We start from the raw sequence: 25,396 nt of genomic DNA on the forward strand, positions 1-25,396 counted from the left end.
GCTCTCCGGGGTCAACCGCCATGCCGTCATCACCGATCACACCTTACGCCACCACCTGCTGCATCGTGGGAGGCGGCCCCGCCGGGCTGATGCTCGGCTATCTGCTGGCGCGGGCGGGGATCGACGTGACGGTGCTGGAGAAGCACGCCGACTTCCTGCGCGATTTTCGCGGTGACACCATTCACCCGTCGACGCTGGAAGTCATGCACCAGCTGGGCCTGCTCGACGAACTGCTGGCGCTGCCGCACCAGCGCGCCGAATCCCTGCACGCCGAAGTCGCCGGGCGCGACATTAAGCTGGCGGATTTCACTCGCCTGCCGACGCGCTGCAAATTTATCGCCTTTATGCCGCAGTGGGAGTTCCTCAACTTTTTGGCACAGCAGGCCGCCGCGTTCCCCCATTTCAGGCTGCTCACCTCGACGCAGGTTCATAAGCTGCTCTACGACCGCGGCCAGGTATGCGGCGTGCTGGCCGACACGCCGGAAGGCCCGATCCGCGTACGCAGCCAGCTGGTGATCGGCACCGACGGCCGCAACTCGGTGGTACGCGAGCAGGCGGCGCTCAGCAGCCGCTCCTTCGGCGCCCCGCGCGACGTATTGTGGATGAAGCTCAGCAAGCAGCCGGGCGATCCGGCCTGGTCGATGGGCCATACCGGGCCGAAGCAGAACTTCATCATGATCGATCGCGGCGACTACTGGCAGTGCGGCTACTCGATCGATAAAGGCAGCTTCGACGCGATCCGCCGCAGCGGCCTGGAGAAATTTTTGCTGCACCTCGCCGAGGTGGCGCCATTCCAGGACGATCGCCTGCAGGAGATCGTCGAGTGGGATCAGGTGAAGCTGCTGAGCATCCGCATCGATCGTCTGGATCGCTGGGCCAAACCGGGGGTGCTGTGCATCGGTGACGCCGCGCACGCCATGTCGCCGATCGGCGGCGTGGGCGTCAACCTGGCGATTCAGGACGCGGTGGCCGCCGCCAACGCCCTGATCCCACCGCTGCGCCAGCATCGGCTGCAGCTGAAGCATCTGCTGAGCGTGCAGCGCCGGCGCGAATTCCCCACCCGGGCCATCCAGTTTTTGCAGATCAAAATGAGCCAGCGCAAGCCGGGCGAACGCCGCGCGGCGGGCGGTTCGCGCCTGATCGCCCGCGTCGGCAACAGCCGCTGGCTGCCGCGCCTGTTCGGCCGCATCATCGGCCTGGGTTTTCGCCGCGAAACGCCGCGGCATCTTGAAAGTTAACCCGCTATACTCATCGGTTCCCGCTTCGATGAGGTTCATTCATGTTCACCGTCCGTCAGGCATTGCTGGAAGATTTAACCCAGGTGCGCGATATCGGCATCCGCACCTATCGCGCGCACTTCGGTGAGCTGTGGCGCTACCCGCACGAGCTGGAGGCCTTTCTGGCCGAGGATTTTGCCGTCTCCGCGCTGGAACGGACGCTGCGCGATCCCGACGTGTGCTGGCTGTTGGCCTATGAGGATGACGCCCTGGTCGGCTATGCGCGGCTCAACGTCGACAGCTTGCTGGCGCCAACGCAAACCCGCGGCGCAGAGCTGCAGAAAATCTATTTCCTGCCGGGCCATGCCGGCAACGGCTATGGCCAGCGCCTGTTCGAACAGGTGCAGCAGCGGGCCATCGAGCGCCGGCAGAAGACGCTGTGGCTGGAGGTGCTGCAACGCAACACCGGCGCCCAACGCTTTTATCAGCGCCAGGGATTGAGCATTTGTGGCGAGACCTGCTACACCAGCGCCCAGGGCTCGATAGGCATCTGGTATATGAGCAAGGCGCTGTAACCGCGCCCCGCTCCGCCTTCGTTTAGCGCGGCTCCCGCTGCAGCATCAGGAACAGCAAGGCAAACGCATTGGGCGCCAGGTAGATCAGTGCCCCCAGCTGCACCGCCAGCGGATCCTGCTTGGCCTGCCAGGCCATAAACCAGTCGCCGGCGACCACCATAAAGCCGACGCCCCACACCGCGATCGCGCAAAGCGCCCCCAGCATCGCCCAGATTTTGCCCTTGGCGAAGGCGGCGTAAGGGCCTTTAAATCGCCCGATCATCAGCACCACGCCTGCGGCCGCGAATAGGCCGGCCAGCGTTTCCAGCGTGGTGATGACAGCCAACCCCAACATACAGGCCCAGTCGGCGCCGATCGCGCGCCACATCAACCCCGGTGTCTGATAGGTATCCTGCATGGCGAGCAGCGGACCCACCGCATTACGCGCGGTGCCGGCGAAATCCGCCGTATTGTTCAACAGGCTGAACAGCCCCCACAGGGCCGGAAACAGGGACAGGACGATGCAGCCGAGGCGTGACACAGTGATTTCGTTCATGGGTTATCCTTAATTAATAAACTTGCGGCTTCCACCATCATGGCGGTGCCGCAGTCGAGATCCTGAGAGTTTGACGTGCACAATGTAAGAACTAATCTTACAATTACGCAGCATAGCCGAAAGTGAGGAGGAATAATGGGCAGAACATTAACGGTAGATCTGGGTGACGAACTGCGTAGCTTCGTCGAAGACCTGGTGGCCAGCGGCGATTACCGCACGCCCAGCGAAGTCATCCGCGAATCCGTGCGCACTTTGCGCGAACGTACCGCCGCCTCAAAACTGGAAGAGCTTAGGCGCCTGATTGCCGAAGGAGAGAACAGCGGCGAAGCCGTCGAATGGGATCGTGATGTGTTTATGGAAAGAATACGGAGCAAAGCAAAAGGATGCGCAGGAAAGTAACCGTCCGCCCAAAAGCCTTGGACGATATGGAAGAGATCTATTTTTACGGATTGGCGCACTTTGGCTTACAGGTGGCCGAAGATTATCTGCGCCACCTGCACAGGCTTTCGATAACCTTAGCCACCACCAACTCGGCAGAAACATCGATGCAATCGGCCCCGGCCTATGGGTATTGCCCGTCGCCAACCACCTGATTTATTTTCGTCAGCACAGGCGGGAGGTGAATATCATCAGAGTGCTGCATCATTCCCGAGATCCGCTCAGCCGATCCTTTTTCAGCTGATCCAACGTCAAATCGCCACCAGCCCGCGTACGCCGTCCTGTTCCATATTGCTGCCGGCGCCGCGCTGCACGATGCTGCCGCGCGACATCACCAGATAGCTGTCCGCCAGGTCGGCGGCAAAGTCATAGAACTGTTCCACCAGCAGGATCGCCATATCGCCGCGCGTCGCCAGCTGTTTGATCACCGCGCCGATCTCCTTGATCACCGAAGGCTGGATCCCTTCCGTCGGCTCGTCGAGGATCAGCAGCTGCGGCCGGCAGGCCAGCGCCCGGCCGATCGCCAGCTGCTGCTGCTGCCCGCCGGAGAGATCGCCGCCGCGCCGATCCTTCATTTGCCGCAGCACCGGAAACAGTTCATAGATCGGATCCGGCACCGTGCGCGCGGCGGCGCCGGAAAAGCGCGCCAGCCCCATCAGCAAATTTTCCTCGACCGTCAGGCGCGGGAAAATCTCCCGCCCCTGCGGCACATAGGCGATGCCCGCCCGCACCCGCTGATGCGGCTTTTTACCGGTGATGGTTTCGCCCTGCCAACGGACGCTGCCGCTGCGCGCCGGGACCAGCCCCATCAGGCATTTCAGCAGCGTGGTCTTGCCCACGCCGTTGCGCCCCAGCAGGCAGGTCACCTCGCCAATGCGCGCCTCGAACGACAGGCCGCGCAGAATGTGGCTGCCGCCGTAATATTGATTCAATTCTTCTACCTGCAGCATGATTACGCCTCCTCAGCGCCCCAGATATACCTCAATCACCCGTTCGTCGGCCTGCACCTGCGCCAGCGATCCTTCCGCCAGCACCTGCCCCTGGTGCAGCACCGTCACGCGATCGGCGATGGTTTCCACAAACCCCATATCGTGCTCCACCACCATCAGCGAATGCTTGCCCGCCAGCTCGCGGAACAGTTCGGCGGTGTAGTCGGTTTCGGCGTCAGTCATGCCGGCCGCCGGCTCGTCGAGCAGCAGCAGGTGCGGCTCCTGCACCAGCAGCATGCCGATCTCGAGAAACTGTTTTTGCCCGTGGGACAGCAGCCCGGCGGGCCGGTGGCGTTCATGCCCCAGCCGCAGGGTCTTCAGCATCTCGTCGATGCGGTCGCGCTGTTCGCTGCTCAGGCGGGCGCGCAGGCAGGCCCACACCGACTTGCGGGTTTTCTGCGCGATCTCCAGATTCTCGAATACCGTCAGCGCCTCGAACACCGTCGGTTTTTGAAACTTGCGGCCGATGCCGGCGTGGGCGATCTGCATCGGCGCCAGCCGGGTCAGATCGACGGTCTGATCGTAAAACACCCTGCCGCTGTCCGGTCGGGTCTTGCCGGTGATCACATCCATCAGCGTAGTCTTGCCGGCGCCGTTGGGGCCGATCACGCAGCGCAGTTCGCCGACGCCAATGCGCAGCGACAGATCGGTCAGCGCGCGAAAACCGTCGAAGCTGACGTTGACGCTGTCGAGCTGCAGCACCGGATCGGTTTGCTGCCGGTATTTATCCGCCGGCAGCGGGTGGGTAAACAGCTCGTCGGTCACTTGCATCGCTTTCATGAGGTTTTCCTCCGGCGCAGCAGGCCGATCACCCCTTTGGGCAGAAACAGCGTGACGACGATAAACATCAGGCCGAGGAAGAACTGCCAGTATTCGGGAATGGCCATGGTGAACCAGCTCTTGGCGCCGTTGACGATGCCGGCGCCGAGCAGCGGCCCCACCAGCGTGCCGCGCCCGCCGAGCGCCACCCAGATGGCGGCCTCGATCGAGTTGGTCGGCGACATTTCGCCGGGGTTGATGATGCCGACCTGCGGCACATAGAGCGCGCCGGCCAGCCCGCACAGCACCGCCGACAGCGTCCAGACGAACAGCTTGAAGCCCTTCGGATCGTAGCCGCAGAAGGTCAGCCGGTTTTCCGCATCGCGCACCGCAGTCAGCACCCGGCCGAACTTGCTGCGCGCCAGCGCAAAGCCGATGGCCAGGCTGGCGGCCAGCAGCAGCACCGTCGCCAGGAACAGCGCCACCCGCGTGCTGGCGGCGGTGATGGGAAAGCCGAGCAGCGTGGTGAAACCGGTAAAGCCGTTATTGCCGCCGAAGCCGGTTTCGTTGCGAAAGAACAGCAGCATGCCGGCATAGGTCAGCGCCTGGGTCATGATCGAGAAATACACCCCTTTGATTTTCGAGCGGAAGGCGAAGTAGCCGAACAGGAAAGCCAGCAGGCCCGGCACCAGCACGATCAGGCACAGCGCCCAGGCGAAATGCTGGGTGCCGCTCCAGAACCACGGCAGCTCATTCCAGGAGAGGAACGCCATAAACGCCGGCAGCCCGTCGCCCGCCGCCTGCCGCATCAGGTACATGCCCATGGCGTAGCCGCCGAGCGCGAAGAACAGCCCGTGGCCGAGCGACAGCAGCCCGGCATAGCCCCACACCAGATCGAGCGCCACCGCCACCACCGCGTAGCACAGGATCTTGCCTGCCAGCGTCAGGGTATAGGTGGACACCGCCAGCGGATGATCCGCCGGCAACAGCGTCAAGAACGGCATCACCAGCAGCACCAGCAACGCCAGCGCGCCGATGCTCAACGCCAGCCGGGGCGCTTTCTGTACGCCGGTTACGGTCAATGGTTGGCTCATCAGTCAATCACCCTGCCCTTGAGGGCGAACAGCCCCTGCGGGCGCTTTTGAATAAACAGAACGATCAGCACCAGGATCAGGATCTTGCCCAGCACGGCGCCGATCTGCGGCTCGAGGATCTTGTTGACGATGCCGAGGCCGAAGGCCGCCGCCACCGTCCCCGCCAGTTGGCCGACGCCGCCGAGCACCACCACCAGGAACGAATCGATGATGTAACCTTGCCCCAGCTCCGGCCCGACGTTGCCCAACTGCGACAGCGCCACCCCGCCGAGCCCGGCGATGCCGGATCCCAACCCGAAGGCCAGCATGTCCACCCGCCCGGTGGGCACGCCGCAGCAGGCCGCCATCGCGCGGTTTTGCGTCACCGCGCGCACGTTCATGCCGAGCCGGGTCTTGTTCAGCAGCAGCCAGGTCAGCGCCAGCACCAACAGCACGAACGCGATCACCGCGATGCGGTTCCACGGCAGCACCAGGTTCGGCAGCAGCTGCACGCCGCCCGACAGCCACGCCGGGTTGGCGACCTCGACGTTCTGCGCCCCGAACAGCACCCGCACCAGTTGGATCAGCACCAGGCTGATGCCCCAGGTGGCCAGCAGGGTTTCCAGCGGCCGGCCATACAGGTGGCGGATCACCGTGCGCTCCAGCAGCATGCCGATCCCGGCGGTGATGGCGAACGCCACCGGCAGCGCCGCCAGCGGGTAGAGCGCCAGCCAGTGCGGCGCAAACTGCTGAAACAGCCCCTGCACCAGGTAAGCGGAATAGGCGCCGAGCATCAGCATTTCGCCGTGCGCCATATTGATGACGCCGAGCAGGCCGTAGGTGATCGCCAGCCCGAGCGCCGCCAGCAGCAGGATCGAACCGAGCGACAGGCCGCTGAACGCCTGGCCGAGCAGATCGCCGATCATCAGGCGATGCTGCACCCGCTGCAGGCTGCGTTGCGCCTCGGCGCGCACCGCGGCGTCCGGCTCGTGAGCGGCGTCGGTCAACGCCTGCAGCCGCGCGCGGGTTTCCGGCTCGCCCGATTCCCCCAGCAGCCGCACCGCATTGAAGCGCACCTGCGGGCTGGCGTCGGTCAATTGCAGGTTCGCCAGCGCAATGCTCAGCGCGTCGCGTACCTGCGGGTCTTTCTCCTGCGCCAGCCGCCGGGTCAACAGCGGCAACTGCTCGCCCTGCGCTTCGCGCTGCAGCGCGGTCGCCGCCTGCAGCCGCACCGCCGCGTCCGCGCTGACCAGCCGCTGCGCCGACAACGCGTTGGCGATCAGAATGCGCAGCCGGTTGTTCAGCCACACCTTCTTCGGTTCGCCAACCGGGGCCGCCTCGCCCTCGAGCGGCAGATAGCGATCGCCCTGGCGGATAAAGGCGCGCTTCGCCCCGTCGATCGCCACGGTTTCCTGCTGCAGCCCCTGCAGCAGCGGCAGGCGTGCGGCGTCCGGCTCGGCCGCCCAGGCCTGCAGCAACTTGGCCTGCTGCGCACGGTTGGCCGCCGCGAACTCATCGGCCGGCCCGGCCTGCGCCAGCAGGGGCCAGGCGCACAGCAGCCACAGCCCGACGCGCAGAGAGGATAAAAACGGAGATTGCATCAGCTGCCTCTTCTGTTGGGCCGGCGGGCGCTGGGCCGCGCCGGCGCTGAGTGACGTTACTTGCCGCCTTTCACCGGGTAATCCGGTTTTTTGTCGTTGCCGGCGATATACGGGCTCCACGGCTGCGCGCGCACCGGTGCCTCGGTCTGCCACACCACGTTGAACTGGCCGTTGCCCTCGATCTCGCCGATCATCACCGGCTTGTGCAGGTGGTGATTGGTCTGGTCCATGGTCAGCGTGAAGCCCGACGGCGCGGCGAAGGTTTGCCCGGCCATCGCCGCGCGCACCTTATCGACGTCGGTGGTGCCGGCCTTTTCCACCGCCTGCGCCCACATGTGGAGGCCGACGTAGGTGGCCTCCATCGGATCGTTGGTCACCGCGGTGGCGTAATTCGGCAGGTTGTGCGCCTTGGCGTAGGCTTTCCACTGGCTGACAAACCGCTTGTTGGTCGGGTTATCCAGCGATTCGAAGTAGTTCCAGGCCGCCAGGTTGCCCACCAGCGGCTTGGTGTCGATGCCGCGCAGCTCTTCCTCGCCGACCGAGAAGGCGATCACCGGCACGTCGGTGGCCTTGACGCCCTGGTTGGCCAGTTCTTTGTAGAACGGCACGTTGGAGTCGCCGTTGATGGTGGAGATCACCGCCGTATTGCCGCCGGCGGCGAATTTTTTGATGTTGGCGACGATGGTCTGGTAATCGCTGTAGCCGAACGGCGTGTAGACCTCTTCGATATCCTTGTCCTGCACGCCTTTGCTGTGCAGGAAGGCGCGCAGGATCTTGTTGGTGGTGCGCGGATAGACGTAATCGGTGCCCAGCAGGAAGAAGCGCTTGGCGCCGCCGCCGTCCTCGCTCAGCAGGTATTCCACCGCCGGGATCGCCTGCTGGTTCGGCGCCGCGCCGGTATAGAACACGTTCGGCGACATCTCTTCGCCTTCGTATTGCACCGGGTAGAACAGCAGCCCGTTCAGCTCCTCAAACACCGGCAGCACCGACTTGCGCGACACCGAAGTCCAGCAGCCGAACACCGCCGCCACCTTGTCCTGGCTCAGCAGCTGGCGCGCCTTTTCGGCGAACAGCGGCCAGTTGGAGGCCGGATCCACCACCACCGGCTCCAGCTTTTTGCCGAGCACCCCGCCTTTGGCGTTGATCTCGTCGATGGTCATCAGCGCCACATCCTTCAGCGGCGTCTCGGAAATCGCCATGGTGCCGGAGAGCGAACTCAGAATGCCGACCTTGATGGTGTCGGCGGCCTGCGCGCTCCAGGCCAGGCCCAGGCCGACAGCGGCGGCGGACAGCGCAAAAGCTTTGATAAAACGACGACGTTGCATAGTTCAAACTCCTGATGTGTGTGAAATCAAAATCGTTACGCCGAGCGCGCCGGCTGCTGGGCCCGCGCCTGGTGCAACATGTGCAGCGTTATTTTTCGTACCTCTGCCTTGCTGACGGCGATATGCTCGCCGAGCAGCGCTTGCGCCACCCCGCTTTGCCGCTGCAGGATCGCCTGCAAAATGGCGGCGTGTTCGCGGTAGGTGGCGTCCACCCGCGCCTGCTGGGTGAAATCCAGTCGGCGAATGATGCGGATCTTTTCGGTCAGCTCGCGGTGGATGCGCGCCATTTCGCCGTTGCCCGCCGCGGCCACCAACGCCTGATGAAACTGCTCGTCGTGCTGCGACACCGCCTGGCCGTCCGCCAGACGCGGCGCTTCGGTCCAAAAACGGTTCAGCGCCGCCAGCGCGGCCGGCGTTTCCCCGGCCGGCCATTCGCACAGCCGTTTCACCGCCTCTTGTTCCAGCACGATGCGCAGGTCGTACAGCTCTTCGAAGTAGGCGAAATCGAACGGCCGCACGTGCCAGCCGCTGCGAAACAGCACCTCGACATAGCCTTCGCGCTCGAGTCGAAACAACGCCTGACGCACCGGTGTGCGGCTGGCCGCCATGCGCTGCGCCACGTCGCTTTCGCTGAAGCGATCGCCCGGCAGCAGGCGAAACTCGAAGATGTCGGCCTTGAGCTGCAGATAAATGCGCTCCGCCAGCCCCTCCGGCCGCGCCTTGTGCTCTCCGTTGGTGATTTGCATCCTCGCCCCTCCATTCAGATCGCTTTTTCCAGCCACAGCAGGGCGTCGCCCGGCCCGACCGGCCGCCCCTGCCGGCAGCTGATGCGTTTGACGATCCCGGCGCGCGGCGCGGTGACCGCCAATTCCATCTTCATCGCCTCGACCACGATCAGCGGCTGCCCGGCCGCCACCGCCTGCCCCGGCTCCACCAGGATCTTCCACACGCTGCCGTTCAGATCGGCGCTGACCAGATCGCCGTCGATCGCGTCTTCTTCAACCGGCGGCAACAGCTGCGCCTCGGCCTCGTCGTCATCGCTGCGCCAGCGCGCCACTTCGGCGTTGAACGCCTGCTGCTGGCGATGCTGGAAGTCGGCGATCGCCCCGGCGTTGTCGGCCAGGAAATCGGTGTAGGCGGCGAAGTCGAATTCGCTCTCTTCGATGCGCACCTGCATGCGCCCTTCGCGGAACGCTTCGCGCTGCTCGTCCAGTTCTTGCTCGCTGACCGGGTAGAAGCGCACCTGATCGAAGAAGCGCAGCAGCCAGGGTTCACCGGCGGTGAACTGCGGGTTTTTGAGGAATTTGTTCCAGATCGGCAGCGTGCGCCCCACCAGCTGGTAACCGCCCGGCGAATCCATGCCGTAGATGCACATGTACATGCCGCCGATGCCGACCGTCCCTTCGGCGGTGTGGGTGCGCGCCGGGTTGTATTTGGAGCTCAGCAGGCGATGGCGCGGATCGAGCGGCACCGCGCAGGGTGCGCCGAGGTAGACGTCTCCCAATCCGAGGATCAGGTAGCTGGCGTCGAACAGGATGTCGCGCACCTGCTCGCGTCGGCTCAGGCCGTTGATACGCTGAATAAAATCGACGTTGTTCGGCAGCCAGGGCGCCGAAGCGCGCACCGTCTGCTGATAGCGATCGACCGCCCCCAGCGTGGCCGAATCCTCGAACGCCATCGGCAGCCAGACGGTGCGCGTCGGCACCTTCAGGCGGCTGACGTCCCCCAGCGCCCGTTCGCGCGCCAGCAGGCGCTGCAGCAGATCGGCCTGGCTTATCAGCCGGCTGTCGTAGCGGATCTGCAGCGAACGCACGCCCGGCGCCAGCTCCGCCACGCCCGGTATCGCCTCCTGCCGCAGCGACTGCATCAGCAGATGAATGCGCAGCCGCAGCGCCAGATCGAGCACGTTGTCGCCGTACTCCATCAGGATGTAGCCGTCTCCCGCCTGGCGATACGCCACCGCCGGGCGCCCTTCCGCCGCCGGCAGCGCCGCCAGCACCGCGGCGGAAACGGTATCCGCCGGGGCCAGATCCGGCGGCGGCAGGGTGATGGCCTTCACCGCCGCCAGCGCTTCGATGCTGCCGAGCTGCGCCTGTTCCAGCGACTGCGCCTGGCGAAAACCGATCGGATGAAACCGGATGCGGTCGCCCGGCTTCACCTGCCCCACTTTCCACAGCTCGGCCTTGGCGATGGTCACCGGGCAGACGAAGCCGCCGAGGCTCGGCCCGTCGCGGGTCAGGATCACCGGGAAGTCGCCGGTGAAGTTGATCGCGCCGATGGCGTACTCGCAGTCGTGCACATTGGAAGGATGCAAACCGGCTTCGCCGCCGTCCTCTCTCGCCCACTCGGGCTTCGGCCCCGACAGGCGCACGCCGAGGCGATTGGAGTTGTAATGCACCTGCCAGTCGGTGGCGAAGAAGGCGTCTATCGATTCGGCGGTGAAAAAGTCCGGCGCGCCGTGCGGCCCGTACAGCACGCCGATGTGCCACTGGTCGCCGTAGTGCGGGATCAGGCTGTCGTCCATCGCCTGCGGCGCGGCGATCGGCGCCGGCGTGGTGCTGGCGGCCAATTCCGGTTGAGCGATCGCCAGCATGTCCGCCACGCGCAAGGTGCGCCCGGCGTGGCCGCCGAACTGGCCGAGCGCGAAGGTGGAGCGGCTACCGAGATACACCGGCACGTCGAAGCCGTTGCGTACCGCCAGATAGGTGCGGCAGCCGTGCGTGGCGCGCCCCAGCGTCAGCACCTGCCCGGCCCGCACCGCGATCGGCCGCCAGTAGGCGACCGCTTCGCCGTCCAGATCGGCCGGGCAGCTGGCACCCGTCAGCGCGATGGTGGCGTCGCAGTGAAAGCGCAGCGTCGGCCCCTGCAGGGTGAACTCCAGCCCGGCGGCCGCCGGGTGGTTGCCGACGATGCGATTGGCCAGCCGGAACGCGAAGTCGTCCATCGGGCCGGACGGCGGCACGCCGATGTCCCAATAGCCGAGGCGGCCGGGATAGTCCTGCACGCTGCTGTAGGTGCCGGGTTGCAGCACTTCGAGGCAGTGCGGCTGGTAATGCAAATCGTCCAGCAGGCGCGTCCAAACGTCGCCGCGCTGAAATTGCGGCGTGGCGATCACCTGCCGCAGATAATCGAGGTTGGTGGCGATGCCGTGCAAACGGGTCGCCGCCAGCGCCACACGCAGTTTTTCCAGCGCCTGCGCGCGGTCAGCGCCGTGTACGATCAGCTTGGCGATCATCGGGTCGTAAAACGCCGAGACTTCGCTGCCGGTCGCCACCCAACCGTCGAGGCGCACGTCGGCGGGGAAATGCACCTCGGTCAGCACGCCGGGGCTGGGCTGGAAGTTCTTCAGCGGATCTTCGGCATAGAGGCGCACTTCGATCGCCGCACCCTGCGGCGCGCGTTGCAACGCCGCCCAATCCAGCGCATCGCCCGCCGCCACCTGCAGCATGCATGCGATCAGATCCAGGCCGGTGACCATCTCGGTGACCGGGTGCTCGACCTGTAAGCGGGTGTTCACTTCGAGGAAGTAAAACTCGTCGCGCGCGGCGTCGTAAATAAATTCCACGGTGCCGGCGCTGCGGTAATTCACCGATTCGCCCAGCGCCACCGCCGCCCGCTGCAGCGCCTGGCGGGTCGCCGCCGGCAGGTGTGGCGCCGGGGTTTCCTCCACCACTTTTTGGTTGCGGCGCTGCAGCGAGCAGTCGCGCTCGCCGAGCGCCGCCACCCGCCCCTGGCCGTCGCCGAAAATCTGTACCTCGACGTGGCGCGCCCGATCGACGAAGCGTTCGATAAAGGCGCCGGCGTCGCGGAAGAACTGCTCTCCCAGCCGTTTGACGCTGTCGTACGCCTCGCGCAGCGCCGCCTCGTCGTCACAGCGCGTCAGGCCGATGCCGCCGCCGCCGGCGGTGCTTTTCAGCATCACCGGGTAGCCGATGCGCGCGGCGGCGGCAACCGCCTGCTCCACGTTCTCCAGCAAGCCGGTGCCCGGCGTCATCGGCACCCCGGCCAACGCCGCCAGCTCGCGCGCCCGGTGCTTGAGACCGAACTCGCGCATCTGCGCCGCCGTCGGGCCGATAAAGGCGATACCCGCCGCCTCGCAGGCGTCGGCAAACTCGGCGCTCTCGGACAAAAAGCCGTAGCCGGGGTAGATCGCCTGCGCGCCGGTGGCTGCCGCCGCCGCAAGGATCTTGTCGATGCTCAGGTAGCTGTCGGCGGCCTTGTCGCCGCCGAGCGCCACCACCCTGTCGGCTTCGGTGACGTGCGGCGCATTGCGGTCGGCGTCGGAATAAACCGCCACGCTGGTGACGCCCAGGCGTTTCAGGGTGCGAATGGCGCGGCAGGCGATTTCGCCGCGGTTAGCGATCAGTACGGTAGTAAACATGTTCATGCCCCCTTAACGCCGGCGAGATAATCGCGCCAGCCGCCAAACTCGGTAATATCCGTGGCGCCTTCCAGCGCCCAGGCTTCGCAGATAAACCCCTTCACCCGCCGGCCGTCCGCCAGCAGCAGCGTGCCGATACCCAAGGGCGCCGGAATTTCCGCCACAAACTCGCCGAAACGGGCCAGCGGGATGTCCCACAGCTCAAGACGGATCGCCGCTCCCTGCGCCGCGCGCGCCAGCCCCGGCTTCGGCGGCTCGGTATCGGCCAGCGCGTACAGGCGGTAACAGGGGGCGGTGACGGTTTGCTCCACCCGCACCGCGTCGCGCTGCGTCAGCTGGACGTTGAGCGGCATACCGCTGAGGTGAGCGCCCACTACCGCCAAACGCACATGCCCCGCCGACGGCGCCGGCGCCGGCTGCGGCGGCAATGCCCGGCCGGTTGCCCCGAGCGGCAAGGCGCTTTGCCGTTGCCAGCGCAGGCCAAACGCCGCCAGCGCCCGGTCATGCCAGGCGGGCGCAATCAGGGTGATGCCCGCCGGCAGCCCGTCTTCGCGCAGCGGCCCCGGCAGCGCCAGCGCGCTCAGATCGGCCAGGTTGGTGAAATTGGTGTAAGTGCCGAACTGCGAATTGAACAGCACCGGCTCCTGCGCCATCTCCGCCAGGGTGCGAATAGTGGGCGCGGTCGGCACCACCAGCGCGTCGAACGGCGCCAGCCGCTGAGCGATCTGCCGCGCCAATTCGGCACGCAGGTATTCCGCCTTGTAGGCGTCGCAGGCGCTGTAGCCCAGGCCGTTGCCGACGATGCCGCGCACCACCGGATCGATAGCCTGCGGGTTCGCTTCCAGCACCTGCTCAATCGCCACGGTGCGCTCCGCCACCCAGGGGCCGTAATACAGCTGCTCCGCCAGGGTGCGAAACGGCGCGAAATCGAGGGGCTCCAGCGTGGCGCCGCCCACCTGCAGCTGCGCCAGCGCGCGGTGAAACGCCCGCTCGGCCTGCACGTCGCCGAAAAACTCCAGCTGGGCGGGAACGGCAAAACGCGGCGCGGCGGGGATATCCGCCGGCGCGGTATGCGGATCGGGGCGGGAATACGGATCTGCCGCGTCAAAGCCGCTCGCCAGTTCCGCCACCTGCGCGGCATCGGCCACCGTCAGCGCGAAGACCGATACCGTATCGTTCAACCGGCAGGCCGGCACCACGCCGCGGTTGGACAACCGCCCTTTGGTCGGCTTCAGCCCGACGATGTTGTTGAACCCGGCGGGCACGCGCCCCGAACCGGCGGTGTCGGTGCCCAGCGCAAACGGCACCAGGCCGCGCGCCACCACCGAGGCGGAGCCGGAGCTGGAGCCGCCGCTGACGTAGCGGCTGTCGAAGCTGTTGACCACTGCGCCATAAGGTGAGCGGGTGCCCACCAACCCGGTAGCGAACTGGTCGAGGTTGGTTTTACCGAGGGCGATCGCCCCGGCGGCGCGCAGGTTGGCGACCACGGTGGCGTCCGCCGCGGCCTGATAGGTGAACGCCGGGCAGGCGGCGCTGGTCGGCCAGCCGCCGACGTCGATATTGTCTTTGATGGCGAAGGGCACGCCGAACAGCGGCAGGCGGCTGAGATCGCCGGCGACTGCTTCGAGCCTCTGTGCCAGTTGCCGATACTGCCGCTCGCGCTGCGCCGGGGTGGCGAGATACAGCCAGGCGTTGTCGTCTGAATCCAAATCGGCGACCAGCGCTTCGATCGCGGCGCTGACGCAGGCGAGGCGCTCGCCCGCCGGACGGGTTTGATAATGGTGCTGCCATTCACTGAGGGTAAAACCGCACGTTTCAACAGGGTCGCTCATCGGCTGAATTCCATCTGGTACACAAGATGGGATTCAACAGAGCAACCGGCGTGCCAATTTTTAATCTCATGATTTCAATAAATTATAATTAAAACTTATGACGACGACGGCGAACGACCTGCACCAGCGGCGCGCAGCGGGAGAACAAAAAGAGTGCAATAAGGGGATGATGCAGAGGAAAACCGGGGCGACGACGCTCGCCGCCCCGGGAGGGGGATGTGGATCAATACGCAATATGTTGCAGGCCAGGTTGCTACCAATTTTCTAACGCGATCCTTCTCCAGGTATTGGCCGCCGTGCAAACATAAAAGAACGCGGAGTCTGCCGACCATTGACCGACTTTACCGGGGGCGGCGGCCGAAGCGGGGACGGCGACTCTGACACCTATGGGATCTCCGTTCACGTTCGCTGAATCATAAATATTCAACACTTTTATGTGGCCAGTGGAGAATTGGTTATTCGGCCCGCCAATAGGATAAGCACCGTTGCCGGCCGGGTAAATGCCATTATCCGCAACCGTTAACTGCTTAGTGTACAACCCGCTCCATTTGAATGAAGGTTGTCCTAAGGCGGTCGCGATATCCTTCTGCGGCGAAAAATCCGCAGGGGAGATGGATACGCCACTGCTGGTCGTATTGTTATTAGCGCCGAGCGTAAACTTAGGTGCAAAACTAATGAAAGAAGCCCCGTCCTGAGCCAACCTGACGCCTGGTTCAAATCCCTGAAGGTTTTTGCCTGGAGAAATGCCGCCAAAGTAATGGTAGTTGGTATTCCCTCCTCTGGCGGCATAGAACAGGTTATCGGATTCACCCTTGATGCCATGAAAAATGACTGGATAAGCGCCAGTGCTGGCTCTGTCCGCCAAGGACCACGGAAGCTGCCTCGGAGCCATATCGGCGATTGCCGCGTTGGCGAATCTTGTCGTATTGCTCATCATGTTATCAAATACAAATGCCGCCGCGATGCCGTTTACCGGCTCTGCCGCCACATTGTAAGTGGTATTACTCACATTATAGAAACCGCCTCGGCATTCAAAAGTGCTTCCATCACTCTGAAGAATGGTTTCACCTTCGCAAGTAAACTGCCCCAAGATGTTATCGGTGTCAGTTCGGGTGAGTTTAATAGCCGTAGCGCCGACGCCGCCGAACAGGTGGATATAGCAGAAACCGTTGTACCACCGCACCCTGTTGGCGTTTCCTCTCAGCTCCAGCCCTACGCCGGCATCCGTATTTGTGCCACCATCGCCCGGATTGCCGGAAACTTTTATCTGACATTGAATTTCGTGGAACCCCACGCCGTGGAAGGAGCTATCCCCGCCATTGCTCTCCATCAATATGTTGGACAGGCCGCGGTGGAACCGGCAAGAGTGAAAATTTACGAACTCGGTAAACGCACCGGCATAGCCGTTTAACAGATGTAGATTCACAAAAAACTTCATAATCAGCAGTCTTTCATGCCGCATGAAGCAGGAACCATTGATCCGATAGCCGGTGCCCGTATATAACGCGCCCTTGGCCGGCGTAATCGTCACGTCGCTGATATATCTGTTGGTATGGATCCCGGAACCGCCTTTCGACTCAAAACACGCATGATCATTAGACGTCGGCTTAAAGAAGAATTTCGTACTAATCCAATTTTCCCCCTCTATCGCAATGCCTTTATCTCCGATGTAGTTTTCTCCCCCTAAATTTAACGTATCCGTAATGTAATAGTTGCCAGCGGGAACATAGAGTTTCTTGTAGCCTTGATTAATCGCATAAGCGATAGCCTGTTTAAACGCCTGCGTATCATCTGTACCAACACCAGCTGTATCATTCCAATCGCCCTTCGCGCCGAACATCTGCGGGGTAATGTGTGCCACGCCTTCATTCGGGAAGGAATACTGAATGAGTCGATTGCCCGTCACCCCAGCAATCGTAGAGAGAATCGATTTAAAAGCGCAATCCCAGACGTTCTTGCCAATGAGGGTCGTTTCGTCAAATGCCCCGCCTAACTCCAGTGCACGAGCAGGCGAGGCAAGCTTAATCACATTCCCTTCAATAATGGCGTTTTTCCCATTCAAAAAGCGGATATAACCAAAACCAGAGTCCGTTACCCTATTGCCGGAAAACACCGTGCGGTCGCCATAGAGCTTGATCCATACCTGGCTGCTGGTCCATCCGGAGTCGGTTATCTTGTTGCCGGTCATCACGCAGCTATTGGCGAACAGGGCGACCTTACAGTTATTGATAATATTACCTGAAAGGGTCGCCTCCGTTGCGGCAATGCCATTGAAGGCCGACGCCGTGGAGGTACCACAGAAATTTAAAAAGTTATCTGCGATAACAGACTCCGCGACAGAAATATCGTTATTGCCGTGATAGTCGATGCCATTCTCAACGGTATCTTCCACGTGATTCCCAATGATTCGGGAATTATTCGTAGGGATTTTGCTGGGGTTATTTACTAAGGAATAGTCTATCTGAATGCCGAACCTTTCGATCGTTTTGATGTAGTTATTAGAGATATTAATGTCACTGATTCCACCCAGCGCGATGCCATAGCTGGTATTAACAATATGGTTATTGGCAACGGTCAGGTTAGTGAATGAATGAGGCGTGCCGGTCACCTCGTTATTCAGCGTCACCCCGCCCCCTCTTTGCGTGTGCCCTGCCCCTGCCGGTTTCGCAGGCTTGTGCCCGTCGTGAATATGATTGTTCACGATTAATATGTCATAAGCCTCTCTGTTCACGCCCGTTTTCAGCAGGATCCCATCACCCTGGTGATTCGTCAGCTCGTTATTCTGGATCGTGATATGGCGACCTCCACGAACCGCGATAGGTTCCTCTCCCAGATCTTTAAGTAAATTGTTCTCAAGGGTAACGGACGTACAGTCAGAAAGGCCCAAAGCATCAGTATGCATACTGATGACGCAATTTCTCACGGTGAAGTTTTCACAACGGGTGAAAGCCATGCCGGTACACGCGCGAGTGGCGTACCACCAAATAGGATCTGCATCTTTCTGAGTCACCTTTCTCGTGATCCTCAGATCTTCTACGATAAAATTCGACTGCTCAACGGTATTAAAAATGTTGATTTGAGGCGTATCGTCATCCAGGTGAATTTCACCACCGCCATAAACATGGCAGTTGCTGGGGATCTGCAAAGGCTGCCAAGCCGTACCCAGCGTCAATCTATAAACATTCGCCATTCTGACCTGCCGTTTTTTTATCGATTTAGCGGCGTCAATAGCCACTTTAGCGAACATGGCGCTGACAGCCTCTCGATCATCGGCCAGACCATCTCCTACGGCACCGAACTGTTCAGGGGTATATTCAGCGAATTCGCCGCCGTCATTGACCTGAACGGCGGTATTTCCTGCGTTGAACTGCTGATCTTCTTTTGACATTTGAGCCATTGAATTACTCCTCTGGATTTGACGTTTCAATCGACATTGAACGAACCCTAAAAAAGTAACCGGAGGGGCGGCCCGCCCTCCATCGATGGCGGATGGCTGAGAGCCAGTACAACAACGGCGGGCGGGAGAGCGGCAAAAAAAAAGCGCAACCTTGCGATTGCGCCCGATGTTCGGTGAACGCTGCGCGTTACTCGCCGCGAACGCGCTGCGCCAGCCCTTTGAGGAAGTAGCGCAGCATCTGATCGCCGCACGGGCGGTAGTTCTTGGTGCCTTCTTTGCGGAACAGCGCGCTCAGCTCCGGCTTGGAGATACGGAAGTCCACCGCGGTGAAGATCTGGTGCATATCGGTGTCTTTCAGCTCAAACGCCACGCGCAGCTTTTTCAGCACCAGGTTATTGGTGATCGGCAGCTCAACCGCCGGCGCCGGGAACTTGTCGTCCTTGCCGCGCTTGAAGAACACCAGGCCGTTGAGGAAGTGCGCCATCACTTCGTCCGGGCACTTCTCGTAGCCCGGCTCGCCTTCTTTGATCACGTAAGCGTCCATCGCCGACACCGCCACCTCGAAATCGTCCAGTTTGATAATCTCGACCATTTTGGCGTTGTTAATGCTCAGCATATAGCGCACGCTGCGCAGCACGTCGTTGTTCATCATGGGATTGCATTGCCTTATTTGTCTAACGGGGACGTGCGCACATTGCGAAACGAAATGACTGCCACACACCTTGAATGTGCGGCAGTATAGGGATCGGCAAGGGGTTTCTCAATCGATTTGGCTTTTTTGCTGATACAGCGGGATGTCTTCGCCGATGATGTACTTGTTGCGCAGCATCGACGAGACCTTGTCCATGATCATCACCACCACCACCAGGATCAGGGTGATGAACATCACCACGTCCCAGTTCCACAGCCGCATGTTCTCCGCGTATACCAGGCCGATGCCGCCGGCGCCGACGAAGCCCAGCACCGCCGCAGAGCGGGTGTTGGACTCGATCTGGTACAGGCTGAGCGCCAGGAAGGTGGGGAACGATTGGGTGAAGATGCCGTAGCGGTGCTTCTGCAACCCGTTGGCGCCTACCGCCGTCAGGCCACGGCTGGGGGACTTGTCCACCGCCTCGTGCCCTTCGGCGTACAGTTTGCCCAGCAGCCCGACGTCCTGCATCACGATCGCCAACACCCCGGCCAGCGGCCCCATGCCGACGGCGCGCACGAAGATAAGCCCCCAGATCGCCATGTCGATACCGCGCAGCACGTCCAGCAAGCGGCGCACCAGCACGGAGATCGGCCGCAGCAGCGGCGTCGACATCACGTTGCGCGCGGCGAAGAACGACAGCGGCAGCGCGATCAGCGACGCGGTAATGGTGCCGGCGAACACGATGGCGATGGTGATGCCGATCTGCTGGAAGTAGTACATGAACGGCCAGTTGACGAAGTCGTGCCAGACGAACATGCGCAGGAAATAGCGCCCCAGCTGCTGGCAGCCGTTGATAAACTGCGGCCAGGTAATGCCGAACACCAGGAAGAAGAACACGTAATACAGCACGATCGCCAATGCTATCAGGCCGACGGTGCGCAGGTAGCGCCCCTGCTGCGCGAAGATCGCCGGATGCTGCTGTTTCAACTGGCGCAGCGTTTCCGCCGACGCCGGAGTGCCCGCTATCATTTTGCCCCCTCCACCACGCGCTTGCGCAGCTCGCCCGACACGTAGTCGAGCACGGAAACCACCACGATAATCAACAGCAGCGTCATGCTGACCTGATCGTAGCGGTCGAGTTTAATGTTGGTCATCAGCTCCTGGCCGATGCCGCCCGCCCCCACCAGCCCCAAAATGGTCGACTGGCGGAAGTTGATCTCCAGCCGCATGAAGCTGTAGGAAAGAAACACCGGCTTCACCTGCGGCCACAGGCCGAAGCGCATGCGCTGCAGCGGCGTGGCGCCGCAGGCCGCCAGCCCGCGCACCGGTTTGTTGGAGGCGGTTTCGATCGATTCGTAGAACAGCTTGGTCAGGCTGCCGATGGTGTGCAGCGCCAGCGCCAGGAAGCCGGGAATGGCGCCGATGCCGAACGCCATCACGAACATCACCGCCCACGCCAGCTCCGGCATGGTGCGCAAAAACGCCACCAGCGTGCGGATCGCCAACCGCACCGAGGCCGGGGTATAGGTGTTACCGGCCGCCAGGAACGCCAGCACGGTCGCCACCAGCACCGAGAAAATGGTCGCCGCCAGCGCCAGCTGCAGGGTCTCCCAGATCAGCGGCAGCTGGATATTCAGGCGGTAACCCCAGTAGGCCAGCGAGCCCTCGGTGCGCCCGTCGGCGAACAGCAGAGGCCAGTGCAGCGTCGGAATGGTTTCGGCCAGGTAGTCGAAGAAGTGCGGAATAGACACCCAGACGGTGTGCAGGTTGAACTCGGCGAGGTTGCCGGCGCCCAGGTACAGCGCCACCAGCCCGAGCGACCACAGCAGCGCTTCGCGCTTTTGCTTGCTGCGGATCCGTTGGTAATAGTGTGCGAAATCGGTATTCAAAAGAGGTCTTCCATCTTTATGGAACAAGGGGCTCAGCACGCTGAACCCCTTCATTCGAACGGCCAGGGCAGCCGGGAATTAACGGTCGCCTTTGGTCAGCTCGCGCTTCATATCGATGATGGTCTGGTATTCCGCCAGGGTGGTGTCGCCGATGTGCTGCTTGCCGCCCATCGCCTTGATAAAGCACTGGTGATCGTCTTTATCCAGCTTCTTGATGGCGGTGACCACTTTGGCCTTGAAGTCGGCCGGCAGCGAGTTGCTCACCAGGATCGGGCCGTTCGGGATCAGCGGCGACTGCCAGATGATGCGGATCTGCTTCATCAGGTCTGGATGATCCATGCGGATCATGCGGGTGAACGCGCCGCTGGTGTAGCCGGTGTTGTAGTCGCCGATCATCGACGCCCAGGTCACCGCACCTTCGAACTGGCCGTTCAGCACGCCGAGGATGTCCTGCTCGTGGCCGCCGGAGAAGGTGACGCTGGAGAAGGTGTTGTTGTATTTGTTGTCGACCGTGCCGCCGAACAGCTTTTTAAACGCCTGGTTCGGGATCAGGAAGCCGGAGGTGGAATCCGGATCGGCGAAGCCGATGGCCTTGCCCTTCAGATCTTCCAGTTTCTGGTACGGGCTGCCGGCCTTCACCACCACCACCGAGTGGTAGCCGCGCGACTGGTCGACGTCGTCGACCGCGATGCCGACGATGTCCACCGCTTTCGGATCCTTGATGTAGACCGAGGCGAACGACGACGGCGACATGCTCAGCACCAGGTCAATCTTGCCGCCCAGCAGGCCCTGGATCACGCCGGAATAGTCGGACGAGTTGCGCAGCTTGGTATCGACGTTCAGCTCTTTGTCCAGAAACTGCTTCACGCACTGGTTATCGCCGATCTGCTGGGTGGCGTTCTGGCCGCCGAGAATGCCCAGGTTCAGCTCTTTCGGCGCATCCGCTGCGGCAGCATTAAATACCATCATCGCGCCGGCCATCAGGGTGGTCAGACTCAATACTTTTTTCATCAGGTGTGCCTTGTGTGTAAAGGGTAAAGGTCAAAAGTGCTTCAATGGATCTGATTGGCTTCTTCGCCATACAGCTGGTGCAGGATCCGTTCGTTCAGTTGCGAAGGATGCCCGTCAAACACGATCTTCCCGTGGGCGATGCCGATCACCCGCGAGCAATACTCTTTCACCAGTTCGACCGAGTGCAGGTTCACCATCACCGCGATGCCGTCTTCGCTGATTTTCTGCAGCGCGTCCATGATGCGGCGGGTGTTTTTCGGATCGAGCGACGCGACCGGCTCATCGGCCAGCAGGATTTGCGGGTTTTGCATCAGCGCGCGGCAGATGGCGACGCGCTGCATCTGGCCGCCGGAGAGGTGCTCGGCGCGCTGCAGCGCGTGCGGCAGCATGTTCAGCCACTGCAACAGCTCGATGGCGCGAGCGCGGTCGGCGTCATCGAACAGTTTGAAGAAGGATTTCAGAGTGGAAGTGTGGCTCAGGCGGCCCAGCAGCACGTTGGTCATCACGTCCAGCCGCGGCACCAGGCAGAAGTCCTGGAAGATCATGCCGCAGCGCGCGCGCCACTGGCGCATCTGGCGGCCGGCCAGCTGGGCGATATCCTGCGCTGCGCCATCGTCCTCGAAGTGCAGCATCTCGCCGCAGCTGGAAGGAATGGTGCCGTTCAGGGTGTGCAGCAGCGTGGACTTGCCCGCGCCGGAGCGGCCGATCACCGCCACGAATTCGCCGGCGTGCAGATCGAAATTGATGTCATCCAGCACGCGCTGCTGCGCTTTGTAGGCCTTGCCGAGTCCCTTTACCGACAATACTTTGCGGGATGCGGCGGCGTGCTGCCCTGGAAAGTCGTGCTGTGCCAATTTTAACAGTGCCTGAGCCATATGATTTCTCTGGTTTCAGTGGCTAATCATTATGGGCACCTATTAACGGATAAGTTTATGACAGTGGGATGATGGTTTTATGGCCGGGGCGTGACGCGTGCCGCCCCGGCGTTCGCCTCACGCCAGGGTGAAGAAGTCCAGCCCCAGCGCCGTCTTGACCTGCCGCAGCGTCTGCTGGCTGACCTGATGCGCGCGGCGGGTGCCGTGCTGCAGGATGCGCGTCAGCTCGCCTTTATCGGCGATGAATTCGGCGCGGCGGGTGCGGATCGGCTCAAGCAGGCTCTGCAGGCAATCCTCCAGCAGCCGTTTGATTTTCACGTCCCCCAACCCGCCGCGCCGATAGTGCGCCTTCAGATCCGCCACCAGCGCGGCGTCTTCGCAGAAGGCGTCCAGGTAGGTGAACACCATGTTGCCTTCCACCCGGCCGGGATCGCTGACGTTGAGATGGCCGGGGTCGGTGAACATGCTCATCACCGCCTTGTGCACCTCGTCGGCGCCGGCGCCTAGCTGAATGGCGTTGCCGCGCGATTTCGACATCTTGCCCTGCCCGTCCAGCCCCGGCAGACGCCCGACGTTGCTCAACAGTGGCCGGCACTCCGTTAATATCGCTTGGCCGACGATGTGGTTGAAACGCCGCACGATCTCATTGGTTTGCTCCAGCATCGGCAGCTGATCCTCGCCGACCGGCACGTGGGTGGCGCCAAAGGCGGTGATGTCCGCCGCCTGGCTGACCGGATAAATCAAAAAACCGGCCGGCAGGCTGCGGGCGAAATCCTTCTCGGCGATTTCGTTTTTCACCGTCGGGTTGCGTTCCAGCCGCGCCACACTGACCAAATTGAGGTAGTACATCGTCAGCTCGGCCAATGCCGGCAGCGCCGACTGCAGGCAGATCGTGGTCTTGTGCGGATCGATGCCCACCGCCAGATAGTCGGCCACCACGTTGAGCACGTTGGCGCTGATTTTTTGCGGGTTGTTGCCGTTGTCGGTCAGACCTTGCAGATCCGCCACCATCACCGTTTGGTTATGCTGGTGCTGCAGTTCCACGCGCTGGCGCAGCGAGCCGACGAAGTGGCCTAAATGCAGTGGGCCGGTGGCGCGATCGCCGGTAAGAATGGTGTAGCTCATGACAGTGCTCCTGAAGTCCTTGGACCGCCGGATCAACGCCACAAAAAATAATGCCGCCAAACCGGCGGCATTAATAAGAGATGTGAATACTCGTGCCGCCTCAGAAGAGGCGCCACCATGACTGATTGTGGGTGGAGTGCATCGATATATTCATGGCATCAAGGTATACCCGCAGCGGCAACGCGTCAATAGCGCGTAAGACGGCGTTACACTCCGGCATTTGCGTTCCTGCCCTGGCGCGCTAGGGTAAAACCTTCAACCTGAAAAAGGAGCGCATGATGAAGATCGGATTTGCCGGACTGGGTGGGATGGGCAGCGCCATGGCGGCCAACCTGTTGCAGGCGGGCTTCACCTTAACGGTATGGAACCGCTCGCCGCAGGCGGCGCAGCCGCTGGTGAGCGCCGGCGCGCAGCAGGCAGAACGGCCGGAACAGCTGGCCGATGCCGACGTGCTGATCACCATGCTGGCAGACGATGCCGCCACGCAACAGGTGGTGGTCGACAGCGGGTTGCTGCAACGGATGAAACCGGGCGCGCTGCATATCAATATGGCGACCATCTCGGTCGAACTCGCCAAGCGTTTGACGGCGCTGCATGCGGAACACGGCATCGGCTATCTCGCCGCGCCGGTGCTGGGGCGGGTCGACGTGGCCGCCGCCGGCAAGCTGAATATTCTGGCGGCCGGCGATAGCGAGCGGCTGAAGCAAGCGCAGCCGCTGTTCGATGCCCTCGGCCAGAAAACCTGGCACTTCGGCGCCGATCCGGCGCAGGCCAACGTGGTCAAAATCGCCACCAACTTTACGCTGGCCAGCGCCATTGAAGCGATGGCGGAAGGCAGCGCGCTGGTGCGCAACTACGGCGTGTCCGGCGCCGACTACCTGCAGATGCTGGGCGGCACCGTCTTCGCCGCCCCGGCCTATCAGGGCTATGGCGCGCTGATCGCCGCCGAGAAGTATTCCCCCGCCGGGTTCCGGCTGGCGCTGGGGCTGAAGGACGTCGGGCTGGCGCTGGCCGCCGGCGCCGACAGCCATACGCCGATGCCGTTCGCCGGGGTGCTGAAAGACAACTTCCTCGACGCGATGGCGCAGGGGGATGCGGATCTGGACTGGGCGGCGCTGGCCAAGGTGGCGGCGCGGCGGGCGGGCCTGAAATAACGAACGGGGGCTGAGGCCCCCGTTTTTCTGTTCTCAGAACACGATGTCCGCCGCGGGCACGGCGCGGATCGGCACGCCGAAGCTTTCGATATTCGACAGCGTCTCGTTATGGTGGGTGCGGATCAGCAGACCGTCGGCATAGGGTTTGTCGTGGCAGGTATGCGCATCCGCCGCCAGCGTCACCGGATAACCGTGCGCCGCCGCGCTGCGCACCGTGGTATCGATGCAAAACGGCGTGGAATAGCCGCAAACCACCAGCTGCGATACGCCGTTGGCGATCAGTAACGCGCCGAGCGAAGTGCGCAGGAACGAGTCCGGCGTGGTTTTATCCACCCGATGGTCGCCCGGCGCCACCTTCAGCGCCGCGAGCACTTGCCAGGCGGCGCTGCCGTGCGGCAGTTCGTCGTCCGGCGTGTGGTGCTGAATGACGACAACCGGCACGCCCGCCCGGCGGGCGCGCTCGCTCAGTTGATTGATGCGCGCAACGGTGCCCGCGGCATCCGCCGGCGGCGGCGTAAACAATCCTTCCTGCACATCGATAATCAACAGCGCGCTGGTCATGGCGGCTCCCGAAGAGAAGATAAGTGGC

23 protein-coding genes are annotated in these 25,396 nt (G+C 62.6%); 6 read left to right on the forward strand and 17 right to left on the reverse strand.

Features of this window, described 5'->3' with window-relative positions; genetic code table 11:
* Positions 1-20 precede the first annotated feature (20 nt).
* Together ABTW55_RS04775 and ABTW55_RS04780 are read left to right on the forward strand one after the other, a co-directional pair.
* Complete coding sequence (locus tag ABTW55_RS04775; protein ID WP_060418339.1) at positions 21-1,238, forward strand: FAD-dependent oxidoreductase; 1,218 nt, start codon at positions 21-23, stop codon at positions 1,236-1,238.
* Between the two features lie 41 nt (positions 1,239-1,279).
* The gene (locus ABTW55_RS04780; protein WP_043146939.1) at positions 1,280-1,792 is read left to right on the forward strand and encodes a GNAT family N-acetyltransferase; all 513 of its coding nucleotides are present in this window, start codon (positions 1,280-1,282) and stop codon (positions 1,790-1,792) included.
* 22 nt (positions 1,793-1,814) lie between these two features.
* Here the strand turns inward: ABTW55_RS04780 and ABTW55_RS04785 are convergent, their stop codons facing one another.
* Positions 1,815-2,327: a DUF2165 family protein gene (locus ABTW55_RS04785; protein ID WP_049233831.1), complete on the reverse strand. Its 513-nt coding sequence runs from the start codon at positions 2,325-2,327 to the stop codon at positions 1,815-1,817.
* A gap of 135 nt (positions 2,328-2,462) precedes the next feature.
* On the opposite strand from ABTW55_RS04785, the gene ABTW55_RS04790 reads away from it, so the two are divergent.
* From ABTW55_RS04790 to ABTW55_RS04800, 3 genes are read left to right on the forward strand one after another with little or no spacing between them, the layout of a single operon-like run.
* A complete protein-coding gene (locus ABTW55_RS04790; RefSeq protein WP_049195072.1) occupies positions 2,463-2,726 on the forward strand; it encodes a type II toxin-antitoxin system ParD family antitoxin in 264 nt (87 codons plus the stop codon).
* Positions 2,711-2,920, forward strand: coding sequence for a hypothetical protein (locus ABTW55_RS04795; RefSeq protein WP_229601695.1), 210 nt, complete (start codon positions 2,711-2,713; stop codon positions 2,918-2,920). Before ABTW55_RS04790 ends, ABTW55_RS04795 begins: the two co-directional genes overlap by 16 nt.
* Positions 2,878-3,009: a type II toxin-antitoxin system RelE/ParE family toxin gene (locus ABTW55_RS04800; RefSeq protein ID WP_229601694.1), complete on the forward strand. Its 132-nt coding sequence runs from the start codon at positions 2,878-2,880 to the stop codon at positions 3,007-3,009. Before ABTW55_RS04795 ends, ABTW55_RS04800 begins: the two co-directional genes overlap by 43 nt.
* A gap of 7 nt (positions 3,010-3,016) precedes the next feature.
* Here the strand turns inward: ABTW55_RS04800 and urtE are convergent, their stop codons facing one another.
* The 15 genes from urtE to trpS all read right to left on the reverse strand — a co-directional run bounded on the left by urtE (position 3,017) and on the right by trpS (position 23,653).
* On the reverse strand, positions 3,017-3,715 hold the full coding sequence (urtE, locus tag ABTW55_RS04805) for an urea ABC transporter ATP-binding subunit UrtE (protein ID WP_060420005.1): 699 nt from the start codon (positions 3,713-3,715) through the stop codon (positions 3,017-3,019).
* A gap of 12 nt (positions 3,716-3,727) precedes the next feature.
* Positions 3,728-4,534, reverse strand: a complete 807-nt coding sequence (urtD, locus tag ABTW55_RS04810; protein ID WP_049195077.1) for an urea ABC transporter ATP-binding protein UrtD — start codon at positions 4,532-4,534, stop codon at positions 3,728-3,730.
* A complete protein-coding gene (gene urtC / locus ABTW55_RS04815; protein ID WP_060420007.1) occupies positions 4,531-5,607 on the reverse strand; it encodes an urea ABC transporter permease subunit UrtC in 1,077 nt (358 codons plus the stop codon). The genes urtD and urtC overlap by 4 nt, the downstream gene beginning before the upstream one ends.
* Positions 5,607-7,187: an urea ABC transporter permease subunit UrtB gene (urtB, locus tag ABTW55_RS04820; RefSeq protein ID WP_047568689.1), complete on the reverse strand. Its 1,581-nt coding sequence runs from the start codon at positions 7,185-7,187 to the stop codon at positions 5,607-5,609. Before urtB ends, urtC begins: the two co-directional genes overlap by 1 nt.
* A 56-nt stretch (positions 7,188-7,243) precedes the next feature.
* Positions 7,244-8,512 (reverse strand): urea ABC transporter substrate-binding protein, encoded by a 1,269-nt coding sequence (gene urtA / locus ABTW55_RS04825; RefSeq protein ID WP_060420009.1) that lies wholly within the window; start codon positions 8,510-8,512, stop codon positions 7,244-7,246.
* 35 nt (positions 8,513-8,547) lie between these two features.
* Positions 8,548-9,258, reverse strand: a complete 711-nt coding sequence (locus ABTW55_RS04830) for a GntR family transcriptional regulator (RefSeq protein ID WP_060420012.1) — start codon at positions 9,256-9,258, stop codon at positions 8,548-8,550.
* A gap of 14 nt (positions 9,259-9,272) precedes the next feature.
* Entirely contained in the window at positions 9,273-12,893 is a 3,621-nt protein-coding gene (uca, locus tag ABTW55_RS04835) for an urea carboxylase (protein WP_060422243.1), read from the reverse strand.
* Positions 12,894-12,895: 2 nt separating this feature from the next.
* Complete coding sequence (gene atzF, locus ABTW55_RS04840; protein ID WP_060420014.1) at positions 12,896-14,725, reverse strand: allophanate hydrolase; 1,830 nt, start codon at positions 14,723-14,725, stop codon at positions 12,896-12,898.
* A gap of 253 nt (positions 14,726-14,978) precedes the next feature.
* A complete protein-coding gene (locus ABTW55_RS04845; protein ID WP_060420015.1) occupies positions 14,979-18,122 on the reverse strand; it encodes a right-handed parallel beta-helix repeat-containing protein in 3,144 nt (1,047 codons plus the stop codon).
* A 187-nt stretch (positions 18,123-18,309) separates the two neighbouring features.
* On the reverse strand, positions 18,310-18,774 hold the full coding sequence (locus tag ABTW55_RS04850) for a DUF1456 family protein (protein ID WP_004939471.1): 465 nt from the start codon (positions 18,772-18,774) through the stop codon (positions 18,310-18,312).
* A gap of 108 nt (positions 18,775-18,882) precedes the next feature.
* Complete coding sequence (gene phnE / locus ABTW55_RS04855) at positions 18,883-19,782, reverse strand: phosphonate ABC transporter, permease protein PhnE (protein ID WP_033637591.1); 900 nt, start codon at positions 19,780-19,782, stop codon at positions 18,883-18,885.
* Complete coding sequence (gene phnE, locus ABTW55_RS04860) at positions 19,779-20,642, reverse strand: phosphonate ABC transporter, permease protein PhnE (RefSeq protein ID WP_033637590.1); 864 nt, start codon at positions 20,640-20,642, stop codon at positions 19,779-19,781. Before phnE (ABTW55_RS04860) ends, phnE (ABTW55_RS04855) begins: the two co-directional genes overlap by 4 nt.
* 78 nt (positions 20,643-20,720) lie before the next feature.
* Complete coding sequence (phnD, locus tag ABTW55_RS04865) at positions 20,721-21,653, reverse strand: phosphonate ABC transporter substrate-binding protein (protein WP_025302014.1); 933 nt, start codon at positions 21,651-21,653, stop codon at positions 20,721-20,723.
* Positions 21,654-21,694: 41 nt separating this feature from the next.
* The gene (gene phnC, locus ABTW55_RS04870) at positions 21,695-22,528 is read right to left on the reverse strand and encodes a phosphonate ABC transporter ATP-binding protein (RefSeq protein ID WP_033642325.1); all 834 of its coding nucleotides are present in this window, start codon (positions 22,526-22,528) and stop codon (positions 21,695-21,697) included.
* Positions 22,529-22,645: 117 nt separating this feature from the next.
* The gene (gene trpS / locus ABTW55_RS04875; protein ID WP_033653446.1) at positions 22,646-23,653 is read right to left on the reverse strand and encodes a tryptophan--tRNA ligase; all 1,008 of its coding nucleotides are present in this window, start codon (positions 23,651-23,653) and stop codon (positions 22,646-22,648) included.
* Positions 23,654-23,931: 278 nt separating this feature from the next.
* On the opposite strand from trpS, the gene ABTW55_RS04880 reads away from it, so the two are divergent.
* Complete coding sequence (locus ABTW55_RS04880) at positions 23,932-24,807, forward strand: NAD(P)-dependent oxidoreductase (protein WP_033653447.1); 876 nt, start codon at positions 23,932-23,934, stop codon at positions 24,805-24,807.
* A gap of 33 nt (positions 24,808-24,840) precedes the next feature.
* Here ABTW55_RS04880 and ABTW55_RS04885 read toward each other — a convergent pair whose 3' ends face one another.
* Positions 24,841-25,368, reverse strand: coding sequence for a cysteine hydrolase family protein (locus ABTW55_RS04885; RefSeq protein WP_033653449.1), 528 nt, complete (start codon positions 25,366-25,368; stop codon positions 24,841-24,843).
* Positions 25,369-25,396 lie beyond the last annotated feature (28 nt).

It is taken from the genome of Serratia sp. SM04 (genome assembly GCF_040280225.1).
GTDB lineage: Bacteria > Pseudomonadota > Gammaproteobacteria > Enterobacterales > Enterobacteriaceae > Serratia > Serratia sarumanii.

Bases quoted from the DNA above. Each gene is read 5' to 3' on its own strand.
- ABTW55_RS04885 (WP_033653449.1), bottom strand. From the start codon at position 25,368: ATGACCAGCGCGCTGTTGATTATCGATGTGCAGGAAGGATTGTTTACG.
- phnE (WP_033637591.1), bottom strand. From the start codon at position 19,782: ATGATAGCGGGCACTCCGGCGTCGGCGGAAACGCTGCGCCAGTTGAAA.
- ABTW55_RS04880 (WP_033653447.1), top strand. From the start codon at position 23,932: ATGAAGATCGGATTTGCCGGACTGGGTGGGATGGGCAGCGCCATGGCG.
- urtB (WP_047568689.1), bottom strand. From the start codon at position 7,187: ATGCAATCTCCGTTTTTATCCTCTCTGCGCGTCGGGCTGTGGCTGCTG.
- atzF (WP_060420014.1), bottom strand. From the start codon at position 14,725: ATGAGCGACCCTGTTGAAACGTGCGGTTTTACCCTCAGTGAATGGCAG.
- ABTW55_RS04785 (WP_049233831.1), bottom strand. From the start codon at position 2,327: ATGAACGAAATCACTGTGTCACGCCTCGGCTGCATCGTCCTGTCCCTG.
- urtD (WP_049195077.1), bottom strand. From the start codon at position 4,534: ATGAAAGCGATGCAAGTGACCGACGAGCTGTTTACCCACCCGCTGCCG.
- ABTW55_RS04780 (WP_043146939.1), top strand. From the start codon at position 1,280: ATGTTCACCGTCCGTCAGGCATTGCTGGAAGATTTAACCCAGGTGCGC.
- ABTW55_RS04790 (WP_049195072.1), top strand. From the start codon at position 2,463: ATGGGCAGAACATTAACGGTAGATCTGGGTGACGAACTGCGTAGCTTC.
- phnC (WP_033642325.1), bottom strand. From the start codon at position 22,528: ATGGCTCAGGCACTGTTAAAATTGGCACAGCACGACTTTCCAGGGCAG.
- urtA (WP_060420009.1), bottom strand. From the start codon at position 8,512: ATGCAACGTCGTCGTTTTATCAAAGCTTTTGCGCTGTCCGCCGCCGCT.
- ABTW55_RS04845 (WP_060420015.1), bottom strand. From the start codon at position 18,122: ATGGCTCAAATGTCAAAAGAAGATCAGCAGTTCAACGCAGGAAATACC.
- ABTW55_RS04795 (WP_229601695.1), top strand. From the start codon at position 2,711: ATGCGCAGGAAAGTAACCGTCCGCCCAAAAGCCTTGGACGATATGGAA.
- urtC (WP_060420007.1), bottom strand. From the start codon at position 5,607: ATGAGCCAACCATTGACCGTAACCGGCGTACAGAAAGCGCCCCGGCTG.
- ABTW55_RS04775 (WP_060418339.1), top strand. From the start codon at position 21: ATGCCGTCATCACCGATCACACCTTACGCCACCACCTGCTGCATCGTG.
- uca (WP_060422243.1), bottom strand. From the start codon at position 12,893: ATGTTTACTACCGTACTGATCGCTAACCGCGGCGAAATCGCCTGCCGC.
- ABTW55_RS04850 (WP_004939471.1), bottom strand. From the start codon at position 18,774: ATGATGAACAACGACGTGCTGCGCAGCGTGCGCTATATGCTGAGCATT.
- urtE (WP_060420005.1), bottom strand. From the start codon at position 3,715: ATGCTGCAGGTAGAAGAATTGAATCAATATTACGGCGGCAGCCACATT.
- trpS (WP_033653446.1), bottom strand. From the start codon at position 23,653: ATGAGCTACACCATTCTTACCGGCGATCGCGCCACCGGCCCACTGCAT.
- ABTW55_RS04830 (WP_060420012.1), bottom strand. From the start codon at position 9,258: ATGCAAATCACCAACGGAGAGCACAAGGCGCGGCCGGAGGGGCTGGCG.
- phnD (WP_025302014.1), bottom strand. From the start codon at position 21,653: ATGAAAAAAGTATTGAGTCTGACCACCCTGATGGCCGGCGCGATGATG.